Below are 19628 nucleotides of genomic sequence, written 5' to 3' on the forward strand. Positions count from 1 at the left end.
CACCCCAGGGAATACGATGCCTCCACAACAAGGGCAGTTGGCCGATGGCGAGCGACATGACGACGGACACCCGCAAGGACCAGGCACAGGCCGGCGTTTCCGAGGGGGGCGCTGCCGACCATCGGGCGGAGGCGTTGCGCGCGGCGGCCGAGGCCATCGCGCGGGCGGACCATGGCGATCCCTTCGCCGTGCTGGGCATGCAGCAGGAGGCGCCGGGCCGTCCGGTGGAGGTCCGCGCCTTCGTGCCCGGGGCCGAGCAGCTGTGGGTGGTCGACGCCGCCACCGGAGAGCCGGCGGGCGAGGCGGAGCGCATCCACCAGGACGGCTTCTACCGCGCCGTGATCGCCGGCCGGACGGAGCGTTTCCGCTACCGCCTGCGCGCCCGCTATCCGCTGGCGACGCAGGAATTCGAGGACGCCTACCGCTTCGGCAACATGCTGGGCGAACTGGACGTCCACCTGCTGGGCGAAGGCACCCACCTGCGCGCCTATGAGAAGCTGGGCGCCCACCCGCGCGAGGTCGACGGCGTTGCCGGCGTGTCCTTCGCCGTCTGGGCGCCGAGCGCGCGCAGCGTCAGCGTCGTCGGCGACTTCAACAATTGGGACGGCCGGCGCCTGCCGATGCGGCGACGCGTCGAGGTCGGGGTGTGGGAAATCTTCGTCCCCCACGCCACCGCCGGCCAGCGCTACAAGTTCGAGATCCGCGGCCCCGGCGGCACCCTGCTGCCGACCAAGGCCGATCCCTACGCCTTCCAGGCGGAGATGCGCCCGGCCACCGCGTCGGTCGTCCACGGGTTGCCGTCCTACGAATGGCGCGACCAGGAATGGCAGGGTCGCAAGGTCGCCACTTCCGACCGTACCGCGCCGGTTTCGATCTACGAGGTGCATCTGGGCTCCTGGGCGCGGGTGCCGGAGGAGGAAGACCGCTTCCTGACCTACCAGGAGCTGGCCGAGCGGCTGATCCCCTACGCCAAGGACATGGGCTTCACCCATATCGAGCTGCTGCCGGTCACCGAGCATCCCTTCGACGGGTCCTGGGGCTACCAGCCGATCGGGCTCTACGCCCCGACGGCGCGGCACGGCTCGCCGGAGGATTTCAAGGACTTCGTCAACGCCTGCCACCGCGCCGGGCTGGGCGTGCTGCTGGACTGGGTGCCGGGCCATTTCCCGACCGACCCGCACGGGCTGGGCGAGTTCGACGGCACGCATCTCTACGAGCATGCCGACCCGCGCCAGGGCTTCCACCAGGATTGGAACACCCTGATCTACAATTTCGGCCGGACGGAGGTGCAGAACTTCCTGCTGGGCAACGCGCTGTTCTGGCTCGACCAGTACAAGCTGGACGGCCTGCGCGTCGATGCCGTGGCCTCGATGCTCTATCTCGACTACAGCCGCAAGGAAGGGGAGTGGGTCCCCAACAAGTTCGGCGGGCGCGAGAACCTGGAATCCATCGCCTTCCTCAAGCGGATGAACGAGCTTGTCTACGGCCAGCAGCCGGGTGCCATGACGGTGGCGGAGGAATCGACTTCCTGGCCGATGGTGTCGAAGCCGACTTATCTCGGCGGTCTGGGGTTCGGCTACAAATGGAACATGGGCTGGATGCACGACACCCTGGAATACATGCAGAACGACCCGATCCACCGCCGCTACCATCACCACCAGATGACCTTCGGGTTGATCTACCAGTTCTCCGAAAACTTCGTGCTGCCGCTCAGCCATGACGAGGTGGTGCATGGCAAGGGCTCGCTGATCAACAAGATGCCGGGCGACGACTGGCAGAAATTCGCCAACCTGCGCGCCTATTACGGCTTCATGTTCGCCCATCCCGGCAAGAAGCTGCTGTTCATGGGCGGCGAATTCGCCCAGTGGCGCGAGTGGAGCGAGGCGCGGAGCCTGGACTGGCACCTGCTGGACCAGCCGCTGCACCGCGGCATGCGCGATCTGGTCCGCGACCTGAACGGGCTCTACCGCGAGCTGGAGCCGCTGCACAAGACCGACTGCGACCCGGCCGGTTTCGAGTGGATCGAGTCGAACGACAACGAGAATTCGGTCTTCACCTTCCTGCGCAAGGCTGGCGACCCCGGGCACATCGTCATCGCCGTCTGCAATTTCACCCCCATCCCGCGCCAGGGCTACCGTGTCGGCGTGCCGCTGCCCGGCCGCTATGTCGAGCGGATGAACACCGACGACGCGAAGTATGGCGGCAGCGGCGTCGGCAACGGCGGCGGTGTCCATGCCGAGGAAATCCCCTGGCACGGCCGCACCCACTCGCTGGACATGACCATCCCGCCGCTCTCGACCCTGATCCTGGAGCGCAGGGCGGAGTGAACCGGCGGAACGTCGTGTTTCACGGCAGGCCGGGGACCGGGGCGGAAAGCGCGGTTTTCCGCCCCGGTTCGGCGTTGAATGGAACATATGAAACCGTATGGAACATTTTCCCAGGCCTGTTCCACTGTTCCACGGGCCGGATGGGGTTGGCAATGCGGCGGCATTGGAAGGCATTCGGGACCGACCATGGATAGGGATTAGGTGCTAAATCCTACCATGGGCGCCCCCCGCCGATAAGCGCGGCGTCAAAATCCCGGTCGGGTTGCAGGCCGCCGCACTCACCAATCGCCACCGGTCACTCGGCCAGCGCGTACTCATAGGCGGCGAAGGGAAGCGCCGCCAGCACCATGCCGAGCAGCGCGATGTCCAGCAGGTTGCGGATCGTGGCGGGATCGACGTTCTGCCAAGCGTCGAGGAAGCCGTCCAGGTCGCCGCCCACGGACTGGCCGAGCCGGCTTCGCAGGTCGCTCCACAGCAGGCCGAGGCCGGTGTCCGCCTCCGGATTGTCCCGCCGGTTCAGCCAGCTTTGGAGATGCCGGGCCGCCTGTTCGGCGACCGGTTGGGAGGTGTCATCGTCGTCGGTGTAATCGGCGTAGGGCGACACCCACAGCCAGCCAACCGCCGTCAGGGCGCGGTGGTTGGCATCGCCGAAGTCCTGGTACAGCCAGCGCAGGGCCTTGTCGCTCCCGGCATCGAGGGCCAGTTCCAGCCGCAGCGGGAAGTTCCGTCCGGCGACAGTGCGGAGCCGTGCGGCGTCGATGCCGGCGGCGTCCTTGATCCCATGCCGGCGGGCGATCAAGCGGACCAGCGGGTTGTTCGGATCATGTGCCAGCGCCTCGTTCAGCAGTTCCCGTGCCTGTGTCCGCAATTCCTCCGCCCGCTGCCGCGTCATCAGAAGCAGATCCGTGCGGGACAGGGCGGGCGACAGGATGAAGGACGCCCGGAGCGCCTTGCCGTTGGTAAGCAGGGGCGACCATTCGGGGGAAGCCGGCCGTTCGGGGACCGGGGACGCCGGCTTGCTGCCGTCGGCGCGGACGCGCCCGTCCAGGTGGGCCTGAAGCGTTTGCGCTTCGCTGGCTTTCAAGGCTTTCAGTTCATCGAGAATGGGAAGCACGTCGTCGCGGCGGTTCAGCCGGAGCAGCAGCAGGCCAAGATCCAGGCGGCACACCGGATCCTGGGGAAACTGCCCCATCACCTTGCGGTAGAGTGCCTCGGCTTCGGCATATTGCCTGTTACGGACCAGTAGATTGGCGAGGGCATTGGGGACGGCCTTGTCGTTGGGGAAGCGCGGCAAGGCGCTGCGCAGGAGTGTTAGCGCTTCGCTCATTCGTCCCTGATCGGCCAGCAAACCGGCCAGCGCGGTGAAGGCATAGGGATCGTTCGGAATCCGCTGCATGGTCTGCCGGTAGAGGGCTTCCGCTTCCTCGACCCGGCCGCGTTTCGCCAGCATGCCGGCCAGGGCGGTTCGGATGGCGGCGCGCTGCGGCAAGCGCTCCATCGCCTGCCACAGGATGCTTTCCGCCACATCGTGTTGGCCGAGGCCGTCCGTCGCCTGTGCCCACAGAATCCAATTGCTATCCATGTTGGGAACATGGGCCAGCGCCGTGGTCGCCAACCGCGCGGCCAGGACGAAGCCCAGTCGCGTCTTTTGCCGGCGGAGGGTGTTCCCGACAATGTTGAGCGCGCGTGGAAGTGATTCGAGATCATGGGTGCGGCTGGCATAGACCTCGTGCTGATTGATGAAGCCTATTACCAGCGTCTCCCATTCCGTTGTCGGAAGATTCTTCAGCTTTGTGACGATATCTTTCGTCTTGCTTGGCGAGGGCGTCCAGCTGACATCGACCGTAGTTCGCACGGCCCCCCCCACCTGATCGTGCCACCACCCCACGAACGGCCGGCCCGCGTGGGTCTCAACCGCCTCGGCGGTCAGCCGGTGCCAGACCTCCGGCTTACGGTGATGGCGGCCGGTGAAGGCGCGCCACTGCATCACGAAGCGCTCGCGCGCCTCCTCGCTGTCGGGCAGGTGGCGTGCCCAGCGGCACAGCCCTTCCACCCCCTCGGCGACGCGGGGACGGCCGTCCTCGTCGGGCGGCAGGCCGCGCAGGCCGGCCAGTCCGACGGACAGGGTCAGGTTGGGCGTGGCGCTGCGCTCCGCCTTGTCGCACAGCGCGTACCATAGGCCGAGGAAGCGCCGCTTGTTCCCCTGGTTGTGCGCCAGCGCCAGCAGGAAGCGCAGCCGCAGGTCGCCCGGCCCGTCGGCGGACAGGTCGCCGGTCCAACTGTCGAAGCGGTCGAATTGGTCGCGCAGCACCGCCCCGACCCGCACCCCCGGCATGCGGGCGGCCATGTCGAAGCCTTCCATCGCAGAGCCGACATAGGCGCCCCAGCCGCGTTTGGCCGCCACCGCCAGCGGTTCGGCCAAACGTTCCTCCAGCCACTGCGCCAGGGCGGCGTCGGCGGCGTCGCGGTCGTCCGCCGTCCCAAGGCTGCGCAGGGCCATCAGCGCGGCGTCATGCGGGTCGCCGCGCTCGAACGGGCTGATGCTGTCGCCCCGGCGGAACAGCCGGTCCAGGCGGCGGAGCGGTTCCTTGCGGAAATCGTCCAGCCAGGCGTCCAAGGTTGGGTAGCTGGTCATGATCCCGTGGCATCCACACCGAACCCGGCCCATCCGGGTTGCGATCTGAGGGCGGTGAGGTGCGCGGCCCGCATGTCCGGTACGGTTGCCCACGGCCCCGTTTCCGTCAACACCACAATCGCCTTCACGTCTCCCGGCCGGTAGGAAATATGGCGGTGGATCATCTCGCAGACCAGGGTACCGCGGGCGGTCAGGTTCACCGCCCGGCCGTAACAGATCGCCGCCCCTTTGGCCGGCACCGGGGACGGGCAGAAATAGGCGTTCAGATGATGGTCGATCACCGTCGGGGCGGCGAAACGGTGGGCGGGATCGACCGATCCCGCTTCGTCCAGGACGCGGGACGCCGGATATTCCATCAGCGCCAGCGCCCGCGGATGGCTCGTGGCGGCGCCCAGATGCCCCAGTCCCAGCAACTCCGGCAGGGCGGTCCACCAGGAGCCGCGCCAGCCGGGCCGCAGATCGTCGAGATCCCCGACGACCGCGGCGAACATCGGCCGCAGGTCGGCGGCTTCGTTCCAGGTCGTCAGGAAGGCGGTGAATTCCGCCGACCCGGATTCGAAGGCGGCCTTCAGCCGCTCCGGATCCTTCAGGTCCGCCGGATTGTCGCGGCCGAAGATCCGCTCGGCCCAACCGGTCATGTCCTCCACCCGCACCAGCCGCTCGGCCGGCGCGAGGGTCGGCAGCAGGGCCGGGGCGTTGGCCGCGGCGAAGCAGGCCGGCTCCCCGGTGTCACGGCGGAGGTTGATGTGGTTGGCGACGTAATCCCCGTGTCCGGTCGCGAAATCCTCGGGGTCGGGCGATCCGATCTCGCCTTCGTAATGGGCGATCCGGACGGCGTCGAGCCGGCTTTCCCAGCGGATGTTCTCGGCCTTCGCCCGATCCACCGGCTCCGTCGCCGACAGCAGGGAATCGACGATGCCGTTCAGGGGGGAGGCGGGGGAGAAGCGCATGCGGTCCGTCCAGATGTCTCCACCCAGAAATAGCCTACGCCCTGGCCGGCCACAAGCGCAGCCTGCATCGGGCGCGCTCCACTCGCGTCGACGGCGCGGCGTCGTTGGGCCGGTCCGGGCCGATCCCTCTTGACCTTGCCGACTAACGCTTTCTAATGGCTGTCGTTCTTTCGTCACCCGCCACGCGCCGGACCCCGCCGATGCCCCCTATTCCCGCCCGCACCCCGGTCTGGCCCGGCAAGCCCCATCCGCTCGGCGCCACCTGGGACGGCTTCGGCGTCAATTTCGCGCTGTTCTCCGCCCATGCCGAACGGGTGGAGCTCTGCCTGTTCGACAAGACCGGCCAGCGCGAGGTCGAGCGGGTCACGCTGCCCGAGCACACCGACGAGGTCTGGCACGGCTACCTGCCCGATGCCCGGCCCGGCATGCTCTACGGCTACCGAGTCCATGGCCCCTACGAGCCGGAGGAGGGGCACCGCTTCAACCCCAACAAGCTGCTGCTCGACCCCTATGCCCGGGCGCTGTTCGGCGGCTTCAAATGGTCGGACGCCCATTACGGCTACCGGGTCGGCTCGACGCGCGAGGATCTGTCCTTCGACCGGCGCGACAATGCCCGCGGCATGCCGAAATGCCGGGTGGTCGACGGCGCCTTCACCTGGGGGCACGACCGCCGCCGCACGATTCCCTGGACCGACACGGTGCTGTACGAGACCCATGTCCGCGGCTTCACCATGCGCCATCCCGACGTGCCGGCCCATCTGCGCGGCACCTTCGCCGGCATGTCGACCCAGAGCGTCATCGAGTATCTGCGCGCGCTCGGCATCACCTCGGTCGAGTTCCTGCCGGTCCAGGCGGTGGCGGACGAACAGCATCTGGTCACCCGCGGCCTGACCAACTACTGGGGCTACAACACCATCGGCTTCTTCGCGCCCGAGCCGCGCTACATGAACACCGGCGTGCTGTCGGAGTTCAAGACGATGGTCGCCCGCCTGCACGAGGCCGGGATCGAGGTCATCCTCGACGTCGTCTACAACCACACCGCCGAAGGCAACCACCTGGGGCCGACCCTGTCCTTCAAGGGCATCGACAATCTCAGCTATTACCGGCTGATGCCGGACGCGCCGCGCCACTACATCAACGACACCGGCACCGGCAACACCCTGAACCTCAGCCACCCGCGCGTGGTCCAGATGGTGATGGACAGCCTGCGCTACTGGGTGACGGAGATGCATGTCGACGGCTTCCGCTTCGACCTCGCCACCGTGCTGGCGCGGGAGCCCTACGGCTACGACCCCGGCTCCGGCTTCCTCGACGCGGTGCGGCAGGATCCGGTGCTGGCCGACGTCAAGCTGATCGCCGAGCCGTGGGACGTCGGTCCCGGCGGCTATCAGGTCGGCAATTTCCCGCCGGGCTGGGCCGAGTGGAACGACCGCTACCGCGACACCGTGCGCCGCTACTGGCGCGGCGACGACGGCATGCTGCCGGAGCTGGCCGGCCGCATCGCCGGTTCCGCCGACCTGTTCGAGAAGCGTGGCCGCCGCCCCTGGTCCAGCGTGAACTTCATCACCGCCCATGACGGCTTCACCCTGCACGACCTCGTCACCTACAATGACAAGCACAACTGGGCGAATGGCGAGGAGAACCGCGACGGCCATTCCGCCAACTGCTCGTGGAACCACGGGACCGAGGGCGAGACCGACGATTCGGGGATAAACGAGCTGCGCGGGCGGCAGAAGCGCAACCTGCTGGCGACGCTGATGCTGTCGCAGGGCACGCCGATGATGCTGGCCGGCGACGAGCTGGACCACAGCCAGAAGGGCAACAACAACGCCTATTGCCAGGACAACGACATCACCTGGCTCGACTGGTCGCGGCGCGACGGGGCGACGGTCGGCTTCGTCCGCCGGCTGATCGCGCTCAGGCGCGTCCATCCGGTGCTGCGCCGGCCGATCTTCCTGCATGGGCGCGAGGTGGCGTCCAACGGGCTGAAGGACATCGTCTGGTACAATGCGCAAGGGGTCGAGAAGACGGCGGAGCATTGGCGCAACACCCAGGCCCGCTGCATCGTCCTGCTGCTGAACGGCCGCGCCGGCACCCATCTCGGGCCGGACGGGCAGCCCCTGGCGGACGGCGTGATGCTGATCGTGCTGAACGCCCATGGCGACACCCTGACCGTGACCCTGCCCGACGTGCCGGGCGGGCGGGGCTGGCGCTGCGTGCTCGACACCCGCGTCGCCGACGGGGCGGGGGACGAGCGCATGCATCTGGCTGGCCGCTCGGTTCTGGTCGACGGGCGGACCGTCCTGGTCTTCACGCTGGTGGAGCAGGCGGGGATGTGAGCGCGGCACTCCCGGGTGGAGGGGGGAGGAGGCATATCGTCCCTGCGGTCCTTTGCCCACTGTCCTTTCCCCTGCCGGAGATGCTACCAGCGACGGGTTGGGACAAGGCGTGCTACGCTGTGGAGCGTGTTCCCCATGGCCGCAGCGGAGCTTCGGGAAGGACGATGCCGGACTACGATTTCTCGCAGGTCGACGCCGCGATCATCGACGGCCAGCTCAACACCGGGCGCGTGTTCCGCGACGTGCTGATCCGCATGGGCTTCCGGCGGGTGGAGCTGTTCGATTCGGTGAAGAACGCCGCCGGGCTGCTGCAGGCCGGCATTCCCGACCTCGTGCTGGTGGACGCCGACGGCGAGGATTCGGAAACCTTCCGCTTCATCCGCGCCCTGCGCAACGATCCCGGCGTGCCCAACCCCTTCGCCTGCGTCATCGTCACCACCTGGGCGCCGACCCCGGCCCTGCTGACCCGCGTCACCAATGCCGGCGGCGACGACCTGCTGATGAAGCCGGTGTCGCCCAAGCAGGTGCGCGACCGCATCGTCAGCCTGATCGAGGCGCGCAAGGGCTTCGTCGTCACCGCCGACTATGCCGGTCCCGACCGCCGCAAGTCGCCGCGCGAGGGCGCGCAGGTGCCGGTGCTGGACGCCCCCAACACCCTGCGGCTGAAGGCGACCGGCCAATGGACCCAGTCCGGTGCCCGCATGCTGCTGAACGAGGCGATCGCCGCCGTCGTCACCCAGAAGCGGCTGCGCGCCAGCATCCAGGTCGCCTTCCTCGTCGAATTCGCCCTGCCGGGCCTGGCGCGGCCGGTGCCGGACCGGATGGCGGTCGATCATGTCGGCCGTATCGGCGGCTTCCTGGACGACCTGCTGCGCCGGCTGGGCGAGGACGGCGACCATGCGCCCGTCGAGGCGGTGGCCCGCGCCATCAAGACGCTGGCCGACCGGATCCGCAACGCCGCCGACGGCAGCCCGGTGTCCGCCGGCGACCGGGAGCAGCTGTCGGCCCTGTCGCGCGCCCTGATGCAGGCGGTCGACCCCGACCGCCCGCTGGAGGCGATGACCCGCGAGGTGTCGGCGGCCGTCGCCGGCTATCGCAGCCGGCTGGAACAGATCGCCCAGGCCAAGGCCGCCGCCGCCGCGTCGGCGCTGGCGACGCAGGCCGATCCTTCCGCTGTCTCCTCCACCGCCGCGGCCCCGCCTCCTTCGGCGGAATCGGCGGCGGCCTCCGGCCTTCCGGCCGGGTGAGCGGTCTTGCCGACGGCATAGGCCGCCGGCAAGGCATTGACGCCGCCCGCCGCAGCACCGATCCCTAAAGCCCCACCACGATGTCAGAACAACCCGCGGGGACCCTGCATGAGTGATCTCGACCGGCTGGCCGATCTGCTAGGCCTCGAACCCCTCTACCACGACATCTGGGGCAACCGGCGCGAGACGTCCGCCGCCACCAAGCAGGCGCTGGTGGGGGCCATGGGGCTGGATGCGGCCACCGGGGACGCGGTCGCCGCCAGCCTGCGCACCATGGAGCGGCGGGCCTGGGAGCGTCCGCTGCCGCCGGTTCTGGTCAGCGGGGAGGGGCAGGCGATCGATTTGGGTGCCGCCCTGCCGGCCGGCCTCGACGACGCGGCGCTGGTGTGGGAGCTGACGCCGGAGGACGGCATCGCCCAGGGCGGCCGGACCATGGTGCGCGACCTGCCGGTGGTCGACCGCGCCAGCCTGGACGGCGGCGACTTCGAGCGCCGCGCGCTGGGCGCCCTGCTGCCGGTGTCGCTGCCCATCGGCTACCACCGGCTGGATCTGCGCGTGGAGTCCGCTGCGGGTGGAGTCGCACTCTCCGGCTCCACCACCCTGATCGTGGCGCCCGAGCGCTGCGTGACGGTCGAGGAGATTGTCCCCGCCGGGCGCAGCTGGGGCATCGGCCTGCAGGTCTATTCCCTGCGCTCCGACCATGATTGGGGCATGGGCGATTTCGGCGACCTCGCCGGCTTCGCCGAAACCGCCGGCAGTCTGGGCGCCGGGCTGGTCGGGCTCAATCCGCTGCATGCCCTGTTCCCGGCCGATCCGCACCATATCGGCCCCTATTCGCCGTCCAGCCGCCAGTTCCTCAACATCCTCTACATCGACCCGGCGCTGGTCCCCGAGCTGGACGATGCCGGCGACATCCGCGCCCGCATCGCCGACCCGGCCTTCCAGGCGGCGCTGGCCGAGGCGAGGCAGGCGGAGCTGATCGACTATCCCGCCGTCGCCGCGCTGAAGCTGCCGGTGCTGGAGGCGCTCCATGCCCGCTTCCGCGCCCTGCCCGACGACCACCCGCGCAAGGCCGCCTATGCCGGCTTCCGGCGGGAGATGGGGGCGGCGCTGGAGCGCCATGCCCTGTTCGACGCCCTGCACGAGCATTTCTTCCGCCAGGATCCGGCGCGCTGGATGTGGCGGAGCTGGCCGGCCGCCTTCCAGGACCCGCAGAGCGCCGAGGTCGCCGCCTTCGCCGCCGACCATGCCGGCCGGGTCGATTTCTTCGCCTGGGCGCAGTTCGAGGCCGACCGCCAGCTGGGCGAGGCGGCGGCGCGCGGCCGGTCGGCCGGGCTGGGCATGGGCTTCTACCGTGACCTCGCCGTTGCCGTCCATCCCGGCGGCGGGGCCGCCTGGGCCGATCCGTCGATGCTGGTGCAGGGCGCCAATGTCGGCGCGCCGCCCGACCAGTTCAACCTGAAGGGCCAGAACTGGGGCTTGTCGCCCCTGTCGCCGCTCGGCCTGCGCGAGGCCGCCTACCGCCCCTTCGTCGAACTGCTGCGCGCCAATATGCGCCATGCCGCCGCGCTCCGCATCGACCATGTGATGGCGCTCCAGCATCTGTTCTGGATCCCGGAGGACGGCAGCGACGGCGCCTATGTCGCCTATCCCTTCCACGACCTGCTGCGCATCGTCGCGCTGGAGAGCCGGCGCAACCGCTGCGTCGTGATCGGCGAGGATCTGGGCACCGTGCCGGAGGGCTTCCGCCCGGCGCTGGAGCGGGCCGGCATCCTCAGCTACCGCGTGCTCTATTTCGAACGCGGCGCGGACGGCGCCTTCAAGCCGCCCGGCGACTATCCGGCCGGGTCGATGGCGACGGTCAGCACCCACGACCTGGCGCCGTTCAAGGGCTTCTGGACCGGCCGCGACCTCGACTGGCGCCGGCGTCTCGGCCTCTATCCCGACGAGGCCAGCCGGGAGAAGGACCATTGGGACCGCGGCGTCGACCGCTGGCGCCTGCTGCAGGCGCTGTCGCGCGAGGGGCTGCGCCCGGACAGCTACCCCACCGAGGAGGGCGACCAGCCTTTCCGAGTCGAGCTGTCGGCCGCCGTCCATGCCTATCTGGCGCGCACCCCGTCCCGCATCGTCATGGTGCAGATCGAGGATGCGCTGTGCGACGACGAGCAGCCCAACCTTCCCGGCACCGTCGACCAGCATCCCAACTGGCGCCGCCGCCTGCCGCGCAAGCTGGAGGATCTCGGCGCCGACGGCGATCTCCTCCGGATCGTCGCCCCGATAGCCGGTGGCTCCTCCCGTCATTGAGCTCGGTCCGCTTGCATCGCTTTCTCCAGCACCGCCCCCCCGGCGCAAGCGGCGTCGGGGGTGCGTATCCGCTCGGCTGGCAAGAATGTTCCAAGCTCCTTGACCCGGCGCTTTGCCTCCGTCACATCTTTAGCGACGCATGCCCGTCCGCTTTCCGGCCGGCGATCGAGCCGCTCACCGTTCCACCGGCATACCACACGTCAAGGAGCGTTGACGCCATGGCCGATCCCGCCGAACTGGACGCCCTGATCGCGGCTGCCCGGGCCGCCCGGGAGAACGCTTACGCCCGCTATTCCAAGTTCAAGGTGGGTGCCGCCATCCTCGGCGGATCGGGCCGCATCTTCGCCGGCTGCAACGTCGAGAACGCCGCCTATCCGCAGGGCCAGTGCGCCGAGGCGACCGCCATCGGCGCCATGGTCACCGCGGGCGACCGCCACATCCGCACCATCCTGGTGATGGGCGGGGAGGCCGGGGCTGAGGAGATCTGCACCCCCTGCGGCGGCTGCCGCCAGCGCATCCGCGAGTTCGCGACGCCGGAGACGCCGATCCACATCTGCGACCCGGCCGGCCTGCGGCGGACCTTTCCGCTGGAGCGGCTGTTGCCCGAATCGTTCGGCCCCACCAACCTGGTCTTCTGAGCGGAGTTTCCCGACATGACCGCAGCCCGCGCCGCCGCGGACATCCTCCACCGCGCCGCCGGCCACCGGCCGCGGGTGGGCATCGTGCTGGGCTCCGGCCTGGGCGGGATCGCCGACCGCATCGCCGGGGCCGTCGCCATCCCCTATGGCGAGCTGCCGGGCTTTCCCGTGCCCAGCGTGTCTGGCCATGCCGGGCGGCTGGTGGTCGGCACGCTCGGCGGGGTCGAGGTCGCCTGCATGCAGGGGCGGGTCCATGCCTATGAGGGCAACGGCTTCGACGCGCTGAAGACCGCGGTGCGGGCGCTGAAGCTGGCCGGCTGCGACACGCTGGTGCTGACCGCCGCCGTCGGCTCGCTGCGGCTGGAGGTCGGGCCGGGCCGGCTGATGGCGATCAGCGACCATTTGAACCTGCTGGGCTCGAACCCGCTGACCGGCCCGAACGACGAGGCCTTCGGCGAGCGGTTCCCCAGCATGACCGACGCCTGGGATCCGGAGCTTCGCGCCCTGCTGAAGGAGGTCGCGGCCGACCGCGGCATCGATCTGGCGGAGGGGATTTATGCCGCCTATCCCGGCCCGTCCTTCGAGACGCCGGCCGAGGTGCGGATGATGAGGCTGCTGGGCGCCGATGCGGTCGGCATGTCCACCGTCCCGGAATGCATCGTTGCGCGCCATTGCGGCCTGCGGGTCGTCGGCTGTGCCGTCGTCACCAACCTCGGGGTCGGGCTCGGCGACGGGCCGGTCGACCATCACCAGACGCTGTCCGCCGCATCGGCGGCAGCCGCCGACCTCGAACGCCTGCTGGTCGGTTTTCTCGAACGCCTGCATCAGAAGGACGGGTCCCGGTCATGAAACTGTCTGCCGACCTGCAAAGCGCGCTGGACGCCAGCGCCAACGCCCCGTCCGACGCCGATCTGGCGCGCCGGGCCATCGGGATGCTCGACCTCACCAGCCTGAACGGCGACGACAACGACCGGGTGGTGGAGGCGCTGTGCGCCCGCGCCGCCACGCCGGCCGGGCCGGTCGCCGCCGTCTGCGTCTGGGCGCGCTTCGTGCCGACCGCGCGCAGGGCGCTGGAGGGAAGCGGCGTCAAGGTCGCCACCGTCGTCAACTTCCCCGGCGGCGAGGCCGATGCCGCGGCGGTCGCGGCGGAGACCCGGCGGGCCATCGCCGACGGTGCCGACGAGATCGACGTGGTGCTGCCCTACAAGGCCTTCATCGACGGCGCCCGCACCCAGCCGATGAATGTGGTCAAGGCCTGCCGGGAGGCCTGCGGCGACACGGTGCTGATGAAGGTGATCCTGGAATCGGGCGCCTTCCCCGACGCCGACCTGCTGGCCTGGGCGGCGCGCGACTCCATCGCCGCGGGGGCCGATTTCCTCAAGACCTCGACCGGCAAGACCCAGCCGGCGGCGACCCTGCCGGCCGCGGCGGTGATGCTCGACAGCATCTATGAATCGGGCAAGCCGGTCGGTTTCAAGGCGTCGGGCGGCATCCGCGATGCCGCCGAGGCCGCGCGCTATCTGGCGCTGGCCGACCATATCCTGGGCGATGGCTGGGCGACGCCGCAGACCTTCCGCTTCGGCGCTTCCAGCCTGCTCGATGCGCTGCTGGCCGCCGCCGGTCACGGTGCCGGCCATGGTGGCGAGCGCGAGCCGGCCCCGGCCGGGGGGTATTGAGGGATGCTGCCGCAGGAGTTCGTCCGCGCCAAGCGCGACGGCCAGCCGCTCGACGCCGCCGCGATCCAGGAGTTCGTCCGGGGCATCGCCGACGGCCGGGTGTCGGAGGCGCAGGCCGCCGCCTTCGCCATGGCCGTCTTTTTCCGTGGCATGGATCTGGAGGAACGGGTGGCCCTCACCCGCTCCATGCGCGATTCGGGCACGGTGATGGAGTGGCGGTCGCTGGGCCTGCCCGGCCCGGTGATCGACAAGCATTCGACCGGCGGGGTCGGCGACAAGGTCAGCCTGATCCTGGCGCCGATGCTGGCGGCCTGCGGCGGCTACGTGCCGATGGTTTCGGGCCGCGGGCTCGGCCATACCGGCGGCACGCTCGACAAGTTCGAGAGCATCCCCGGCTACAAGGCCAAGCCCGACAGCGACCTGCTGCGCCGGGTGGTGAAGGAGGCCGGCTGCGCCGTGATCGGCGCCACCGACGACATCGCCCCGGCCGACCGGCGGCTCTACGCCATCCGCGACGTGACGGCGACCGTCGAATCGCTCGACCTCATCACCGCGTCCATCCTGTCGAAGAAGCTGGCCGCCGGGCTGGATGCGCTGGTGATGGACGTGAAGTTCGGCAGCGGCGCCTTCATGCAGCGCCTCCCGGACGCCGAGGCGCTGGCAGAGAGCATCGTCACCGTGTCGAAGGGCGCCGGCCTGCCGGCGGTGGCGCTGCTGACCGACATGAACGAGGTGCTGGGGACGAGCGCCGGCAACGCGCTGGAGATGCGCGAATGCCTCGCCATCCTGCGCGGCGAGGCGGCCGACCCGCGCCTCTACGAAGTCACCGTGGCGCTGGCGGCGGAATTGCTGGTGCTGGGCGGTCTGGCGCCGGACGCCGGGGCCGGCCGGGCGATGGCCGACCGCGCCGTCACCAGTGGTGCCGCGGCGGAACGTTTCGCCCGCATGGTCGCCGCCCTCGGCGGGCCGGCCGACCTGCTGGAGCGGCCCGACCGCTATCTCGACCGGGCGCCGATCGTCCGGCCGCTGTTCCCCGCCGGAACCGGCTTTGTGTCGGCCATCGACACGCGCGGCGTCGGGATGGCGGTGGTTGCGCTCGGCGGTGGCCGGACCCGGACGACCGACGCCATCGACTTCGCCGTCGGGTTCGACGCGGTTGCCGGGCTGGGGCAGGCTGTCGGGCCGGGCGGGCATCCGCTGGCCATCCTGCACGCACGCACCGAGGCCCAGGCCGACGAGGCCGAACGCCGCCTGCGCGCCGCCGTCACCGTGGCGGACAGCGCACCGGCCCGCGGGCCGCTGATCGCGAAGCGGCTGGGCTGAAAGGCGTCCATCCTCCTCCAGCCCTTGCGGGGCCGGGGGAGGATGGCGCGGTGACGAAGCCCCCCGTTACTCGGCCGCGATGGTGGCGCGGCGCTGGGCCTCGCGGGACTGGCGGCCGTCCTTCAGCTTTTCCGACAGCAGGAAGGCCAGTTCCAGCGCCTGGCTGGCATTGAGGCGCGGATCGCAGGCGGTGTGGTAGCGGAGCGCCAGATTGTGGTCGGTGATCGCCTGGGCGCCGCCGGTGCATTCGGTCACGTCCTGGCCGGTCAGCTCGAAATGGACGCCGCCGGCATGGGTGCCTTCGGCCTGATGCACTTCGAAGAAGCCGCGGGCTTCCGCCAGCACGCGCTCGACGGGCCGGGTCTTGTAGCCGGTGGTCGACTTGATGGTGTTGCCATGCATCGGGTCGCAGGACCACACCACCGTGCGGCCTTCGCGCTGGACCTTGCGCAGCAGCGGCGGGAACTTCTCCGCCACCTTGTCGGAGCCCATGCGCACGATCAGCGTCAGGCGCCCGGCCTCGTTGGTCGGGTTCAGGATGTCGATCAGGCGGATCAGCTCGTCCGGATCGGTCGTCGGGCCGCATTTCAGGCCGATCGGGTTCTTCACGCCGCGCAGGAACTCGACATGGGCGCCGTCGGGCTGGCGGGTGCGGTCGCCGATCCACAGCATGTGGGCCGAGACGTCGTACCAGTCGCCGGTGGTGCTGTCGACGCGGGTCAGCGCCTGCTCGAACGGCAGCAGCAGCGCCTCGTGGCTGGTGAAGAAGTCGGTCTCGCGCAGCTGCGGCGTGGTTTCCGCGGTGATGCCGCAGGCGGCCATGAAGGCCAGCGTCTCGTCCAGGCGGTCGGCCAGCTCCTGGAAATGCTCGCCGGCCGGCGACTTCTCGACGAAGCTCAGCGTCCACTGATGGACCTTGTGCAGGTCGGCGTAGCCGCCCTGGGCGAAGGCGCGCAGCAGGTTCAGCGTCGCCGCGGCCTGGGTGTAGGCCTGCATCATGCGCTCCGGATCGGGAACGCGGGCCTCGCTGTTGAAATCGAAGCCGTTGATGATGTCGCCGCGGTATGAGGGCAGCTCAACCCCTTCGATGGTCTCCATGTCGGCCGAGCGCGGCTTGGCGAACTGGCCGGCCATGCGCCCGACCTTGATGACCGGGATCGAGGCGCCGAAGGTCAGCACCACGGCCATCTGCAGCAGGACGCGGAAGGTGTCGCGGATGTTGTTGGGGTGGAACTCGGCGAAGCTCTCGGCGCAGTCGCCGCCCTGCAGCAGGAAGGCGCGGCCGGCGGCGGCATCGGCCAGCTTGGCCTTCAGCCGGCGGGCCTCGCCGGCGAAGACCAGCGGCGGATAGGAGGCCAGACGCTGCTCGACCGCCTCGACCTTGGCCTGGTCGGGATAGGTCGGCAACTGCTTCGCCGGTTTCGTCTTCCAACTGGCGGGTGTCCAACGCTCGACCATGACGCGCCTGCTCTTCCTTGACGATTGCGGAACGGGGGCCGGGCGGGCGGCGAACGACCGGCGGCTGTGCCCGTGAGGGGTACACTCTATACCGCGAGTCGGGGAAACTTTTCCACAGTTTCGGCCCGCCTTCCGGCAATGCTGTGCCGCGGACATGGGCGGCATGCCACCGCAGGTGATTCCGGCCGGAGGAAACTTCGTGCCGGCGCCGCTGGCGGCGCTCCGCCGCGCCCTCTATACATCGGGGATGACGATCCCGACCGGAGAGGAGCCATCCCGGTGAAAGCGACATCCTGGCCGGCCCGGCGCCTGACCTCCTGGGGGCAGGCCCTGGCGGTCTACCGCGACCCGCGCGTGCTGGCGATCCTGTTCCTGGGATTTTCCGAAGGGCTGCCGCTGGCGCTGACCGGCGCCACGCTGAATGTCTGGCTGACCGAACAGGGGGTCAGCCGGACCAACATCGGGCTGTTCGCCCTGGTCACCATGCCCTATGCGCTGAAGTTCCTGTGGGCGCCGCTGATCGACCGGATGCGGCTGCCGGTGATGACGCGGCTGTTCGGGCGGCGGCGCGGCTGGGCGCTGACCGCGCAGGCGGCGCTGGTGGCGGCGCTGCTGGGGCTGGGATCCACCAGCCCGGGCGAGGATCTGTGGTGGACCGCGCTGTGCGCCGTGCTGGTCGCCTTCTGCTCCGCCAGCCAGGACATCGTCGTCGATGCCTACCGGGTCGAGGTGCTGGAGGAGCACAAGCAGGCGGCCGGCGCCGCGGTGCTGGTGCTGGGCTATCGCTTCGGTCTGATGGCCGCCGGGGCGGGGGCGCTCTACATCGCGGAGTTCCACGGCTGGCGCACCGCCTACGAGGCGATGGCGGTGCTGGTGCTGGTCGGCATGGCGACCATCCTGCTGTGCCGCGAGCCCGAGGCGCCGGCCGCCAACGCGCGCGAGCGGCTGATCGCCGAATGGCTGCGGGCGCGGCCCCACCTGTCGGGCCGCAGCGCCGTGGCGCTGGCTTGGCTCTATGGTGCGGTGGTGGCGCCCTTCGTCCAATTCACGGAGCGGCGCGGCTGGGTGGTGATCCTGGCCTTCATCGCCAGCTACAAGCTGGGCGAGGTGCTGGCCGGCCAGATGTCCTCCACCTTCTACATCGGGCTGGGCTTCACCAAGGCGGAGATCGCCACGGTCGGCAAGCTGTTCGGGCTGTGGGCGACGATCGCCGGCGGCCTGCTGGGCGGGCTGCTGGTCGGGAGGGTCGGGGTGCTGCGCGGCCTGATGGTCGGCGGCATCCTGCAGATGGTGTCGAATCTCGGCTATGTCGCGCTGGCCTGGACCGGCAACGACGTCTCGATGCTGGCGGCGACGGTGGCGATCGACAATGTCTGCGGCGGCATCGCCACCGCGGCTTTCGTCGCCTACCTGTCCGGCCTGTGCAACGTCGCCTACACCGCGACCCAGTACGCGCTGCTGTCCAGCCTGTACAAGCTGGGCGGCGACCTGTTCGGCGCGTCGTCGGGCTGGCTGGCCGACCGGATGGACTGGGTCAGCTTCTTCCTGCTGTCGATGGCCGGCGCGCTGCCGGCGCTGTGCCTGCTGGTCTGGCTGATGGGGCTCCGCCGCCGGGAGGAGGCCGCCGTCCCCGCACAGTGACGGGGACGGCGATACTGCTAAGAAGGGGCCTTAACGCGGACCGGTCAGCCCTTGGCCTTCGCCTTGGTCTTGCCGGCGCCGGGACCGGCGCCGAGGTCGGCACCGGTGGTCGGATCGGCATCCGGCTTCGACATGGTGCGGGCGGCAACGGCGTTGACCGCCGCCAGTTCCTTCGCCGCCAGCTTCACCGACGGATTGCCGTCGCCGCCGTTGACCGGGCCGTCGGTCGGCTTGACGTCGACGAACTCCCACTGGGCGCCCTGGTTCCAGGGGCCGCGCATGTCGCCGTCGCCATGGCTCATGTTGTAGTATTTGTCGGCATATTCCGGCATCGCCGGCAGCTTGCCCGGCGGGAAGTTGTTCTCTATCGAATAGAGCGCCTTCTCGAAGCTCTTCTGGTGCGCGACCTCGCGGGTCATCAGGAAGCCCAGCGCGTCCTTGACGCCGGGATCGCCGGTGACGTTGATCAGGCGCTCGTAGATGATCTTGGCACGCGATTCCGCCGCGATGTTCGACCGCAGGTCGGCGGTCGGCTCGCCGATGCTGTCGATGTAGCCGGCGGTCCACAGCTGGCCCGCCGAGTTGGTCAGGGCCGGGCCGCCGCCATAGAGGATCGACAGGGTGTGGCTGCCGCTGCCCTGCGTGATGTTGCCGTAGAGCTCGGCCGTTTCCTCGGCGCCTTCGGCCAGCTTGCCCTTCACGCCCTTGGTCAGCATCGCCACCAGCGAGCCGATGACCTCCAGATGGCTCAGCTCCTCGGTCGCGATGTCGATCAGCAGATCCTTGCGGCCCGGATCCTCGTCGGACAGGCCTTGCGAGAAATAGCGCATGGCCGCCGCGAGTTCGCCCTGCGGGCCGCCGAACTGTTCCAGCAGCAGGCTGGCGAGTTCCGGATTCGGCTCCGACACGCGCACCGTGTACATCAGGTTTTTGTTATGCATGAACATATGGGGGACTCCTCCCGCTTGGATTGCCAAAGACTGGAGAAATCCGGATCGTCCCGTCCCGTCGCGGGACTGCATCGTCGGCGACGCACGAATGGGCACGGTCGTGGGGCCAAGCCGTGAGCCGGGCTGGGGAGCAAGCTGGG

General features: G+C 69.7%; 13 protein-coding genes. 9 read left to right on the forward strand and 4 right to left on the reverse strand.

The window, feature by feature from the left end; genetic code table 11:
* Nucleotides 1-56 precede the first annotated feature (56 nt).
* A complete protein-coding gene (gene glgB / locus ABMY26_RS28790; protein ID WP_372399603.1) occupies nt 57-2327 on the forward strand; it encodes a 1,4-alpha-glucan branching protein GlgB in 2271 nt (756 codons plus the stop codon).
* 295 nt (nt 2328-2622) lie between these two features.
* Here glgB and ABMY26_RS28795 read toward each other — a convergent pair whose 3' ends face one another.
* Together ABMY26_RS28795 and ABMY26_RS28800 are read right to left on the reverse strand one after the other, a co-directional pair.
* On the reverse strand, nt 2623-4962 hold the full coding sequence (locus tag ABMY26_RS28795) for a tetratricopeptide repeat protein (RefSeq protein WP_372399604.1): 2340 nt from the start codon (nt 4960-4962) through the stop codon (nt 2623-2625).
* Complete coding sequence (locus tag ABMY26_RS28800) at nt 4959-5912, reverse strand: hypothetical protein (protein WP_372399605.1); 954 nt, start codon at nt 5910-5912, stop codon at nt 4959-4961. Before ABMY26_RS28800 ends, ABMY26_RS28795 begins: the two co-directional genes overlap by 4 nt.
* Before the next feature lie 200 nt (nt 5913-6112).
* On the opposite strand from ABMY26_RS28800, the gene glgX reads away from it, so the two are divergent.
* The 7 genes from glgX to deoA all read left to right on the forward strand — a co-directional run bounded on the left by glgX (nt 6113) and on the right by deoA (nt 15439).
* Nucleotides 6113-8251 carry a glycogen debranching protein GlgX gene (glgX, locus tag ABMY26_RS28805; protein WP_372399606.1) on the forward strand — a complete coding sequence of 713 codons (2139 nt, stop codon included), beginning with the start codon at nt 6113-6115 and terminating at the stop codon, nt 8249-8251.
* A gap of 164 nt (nt 8252-8415) precedes the next feature.
* Nucleotides 8416-9498 carry a two-component system response regulator gene (locus ABMY26_RS28810; RefSeq protein WP_372399607.1) on the forward strand — a complete coding sequence of 361 codons (1083 nt, stop codon included), beginning with the start codon at nt 8416-8418 and terminating at the stop codon, nt 9496-9498.
* Nucleotides 9499-9606: 108 nt separating this feature from the next.
* Complete coding sequence (malQ, locus tag ABMY26_RS28815) at nt 9607-11802, forward strand: 4-alpha-glucanotransferase (protein ID WP_372399608.1); 2196 nt, start codon at nt 9607-9609, stop codon at nt 11800-11802.
* Between the two features lie 218 nt (nt 11803-12020).
* On the forward strand, nt 12021-12440 hold the full coding sequence (gene cdd / locus ABMY26_RS28820) for a cytidine deaminase (protein ID WP_372399609.1): 420 nt from the start codon (nt 12021-12023) through the stop codon (nt 12438-12440).
* Nucleotides 12441-12455: 15 nt separating this feature from the next.
* Nucleotides 12456-13289, forward strand: coding sequence for a purine-nucleoside phosphorylase (locus ABMY26_RS28825; RefSeq protein ID WP_372399610.1), 834 nt, complete (start codon nt 12456-12458; stop codon nt 13287-13289).
* The gene (gene deoC, locus ABMY26_RS28830) at nt 13286-14116 is read left to right on the forward strand and encodes a deoxyribose-phosphate aldolase (RefSeq protein WP_372399611.1); all 831 of its coding nucleotides are present in this window, start codon (nt 13286-13288) and stop codon (nt 14114-14116) included. Before ABMY26_RS28825 ends, deoC begins: the two co-directional genes overlap by 4 nt.
* Before the next feature lie 3 nt (nt 14117-14119).
* Complete coding sequence (gene deoA / locus ABMY26_RS28835) at nt 14120-15439, forward strand: thymidine phosphorylase (RefSeq protein WP_372399612.1); 1320 nt, start codon at nt 14120-14122, stop codon at nt 15437-15439.
* Nucleotides 15440-15505: 66 nt separating this feature from the next.
* Here deoA and ABMY26_RS28840 read toward each other — a convergent pair whose 3' ends face one another.
* Complete coding sequence (locus tag ABMY26_RS28840) at nt 15506-16897, reverse strand: class II 3-deoxy-7-phosphoheptulonate synthase (RefSeq protein ID WP_372399613.1); 1392 nt, start codon at nt 16895-16897, stop codon at nt 15506-15508.
* A 279-nt stretch (nt 16898-17176) separates the two neighbouring features.
* On the opposite strand from ABMY26_RS28840, the gene ABMY26_RS28845 reads away from it, so the two are divergent.
* On the forward strand, nt 17177-18538 hold the full coding sequence (locus tag ABMY26_RS28845; protein WP_372399614.1) for an MFS transporter: 1362 nt from the start codon (nt 17177-17179) through the stop codon (nt 18536-18538).
* A gap of 44 nt (nt 18539-18582) precedes the next feature.
* Here the strand turns inward: ABMY26_RS28845 and ABMY26_RS28850 are convergent, their stop codons facing one another.
* On the reverse strand, nt 18583-19485 hold the full coding sequence (locus ABMY26_RS28850; protein ID WP_045584221.1) for a manganese catalase family protein: 903 nt from the start codon (nt 19483-19485) through the stop codon (nt 18583-18585).
* Between the last annotated feature and the right edge of the window lie 143 nt (nt 19486-19628).

Origin of the sequence: Azospirillum sp. HJ39 (assembly GCF_041507355.1) — a bacterium.
GTDB lineage: Bacteria > Pseudomonadota > Alphaproteobacteria > Azospirillales > Azospirillaceae > Azospirillum > Azospirillum thiophilum.

Excerpts from the sequence above, each read along its gene's own strand:
- glgB (WP_372399603.1), top strand. The coding sequence starts at position 57 with ATGACGACGGACACCCGCAAGGACCAGGCACAGGCCGGCGTTTCCGAG.
- ABMY26_RS28795 (WP_372399604.1), bottom strand. The coding sequence starts at position 4,962 with ATGACCAGCTACCCAACCTTGGACGCCTGGCTGGACGATTTCCGCAAG.
- glgX (WP_372399606.1), top strand. The coding sequence starts at position 6,113 with ATGCCCCCTATTCCCGCCCGCACCCCGGTCTGGCCCGGCAAGCCCCAT.
- malQ (WP_372399608.1), top strand. The coding sequence starts at position 9,607 with ATGAGTGATCTCGACCGGCTGGCCGATCTGCTAGGCCTCGAACCCCTC.
- deoA (WP_372399612.1), top strand. The coding sequence starts at position 14,120 with ATGCTGCCGCAGGAGTTCGTCCGCGCCAAGCGCGACGGCCAGCCGCTC.
- ABMY26_RS28850 (WP_045584221.1), bottom strand. The coding sequence starts at position 19,485 with ATGTTCATGCATAACAAAAACCTGATGTACACGGTGCGCGTGTCGGAG.
- ABMY26_RS28800 (WP_372399605.1), bottom strand. The coding sequence starts at position 5,912 with ATGCGCTTCTCCCCCGCCTCCCCCCTGAACGGCATCGTCGATTCCCTG.
- ABMY26_RS28840 (WP_372399613.1), bottom strand. The coding sequence starts at position 16,897 with ATGGTCGAGCGTTGGACACCCGCCAGTTGGAAGACGAAACCGGCGAAG.
- deoC (WP_372399611.1), top strand. The coding sequence starts at position 13,286 with ATGAAACTGTCTGCCGACCTGCAAAGCGCGCTGGACGCCAGCGCCAAC.
- cdd (WP_372399609.1), top strand. The coding sequence starts at position 12,021 with ATGGCCGATCCCGCCGAACTGGACGCCCTGATCGCGGCTGCCCGGGCC.
- ABMY26_RS28825 (WP_372399610.1), top strand. The coding sequence starts at position 12,456 with ATGACCGCAGCCCGCGCCGCCGCGGACATCCTCCACCGCGCCGCCGGC.
- ABMY26_RS28810 (WP_372399607.1), top strand. The coding sequence starts at position 8,416 with ATGCCGGACTACGATTTCTCGCAGGTCGACGCCGCGATCATCGACGGC.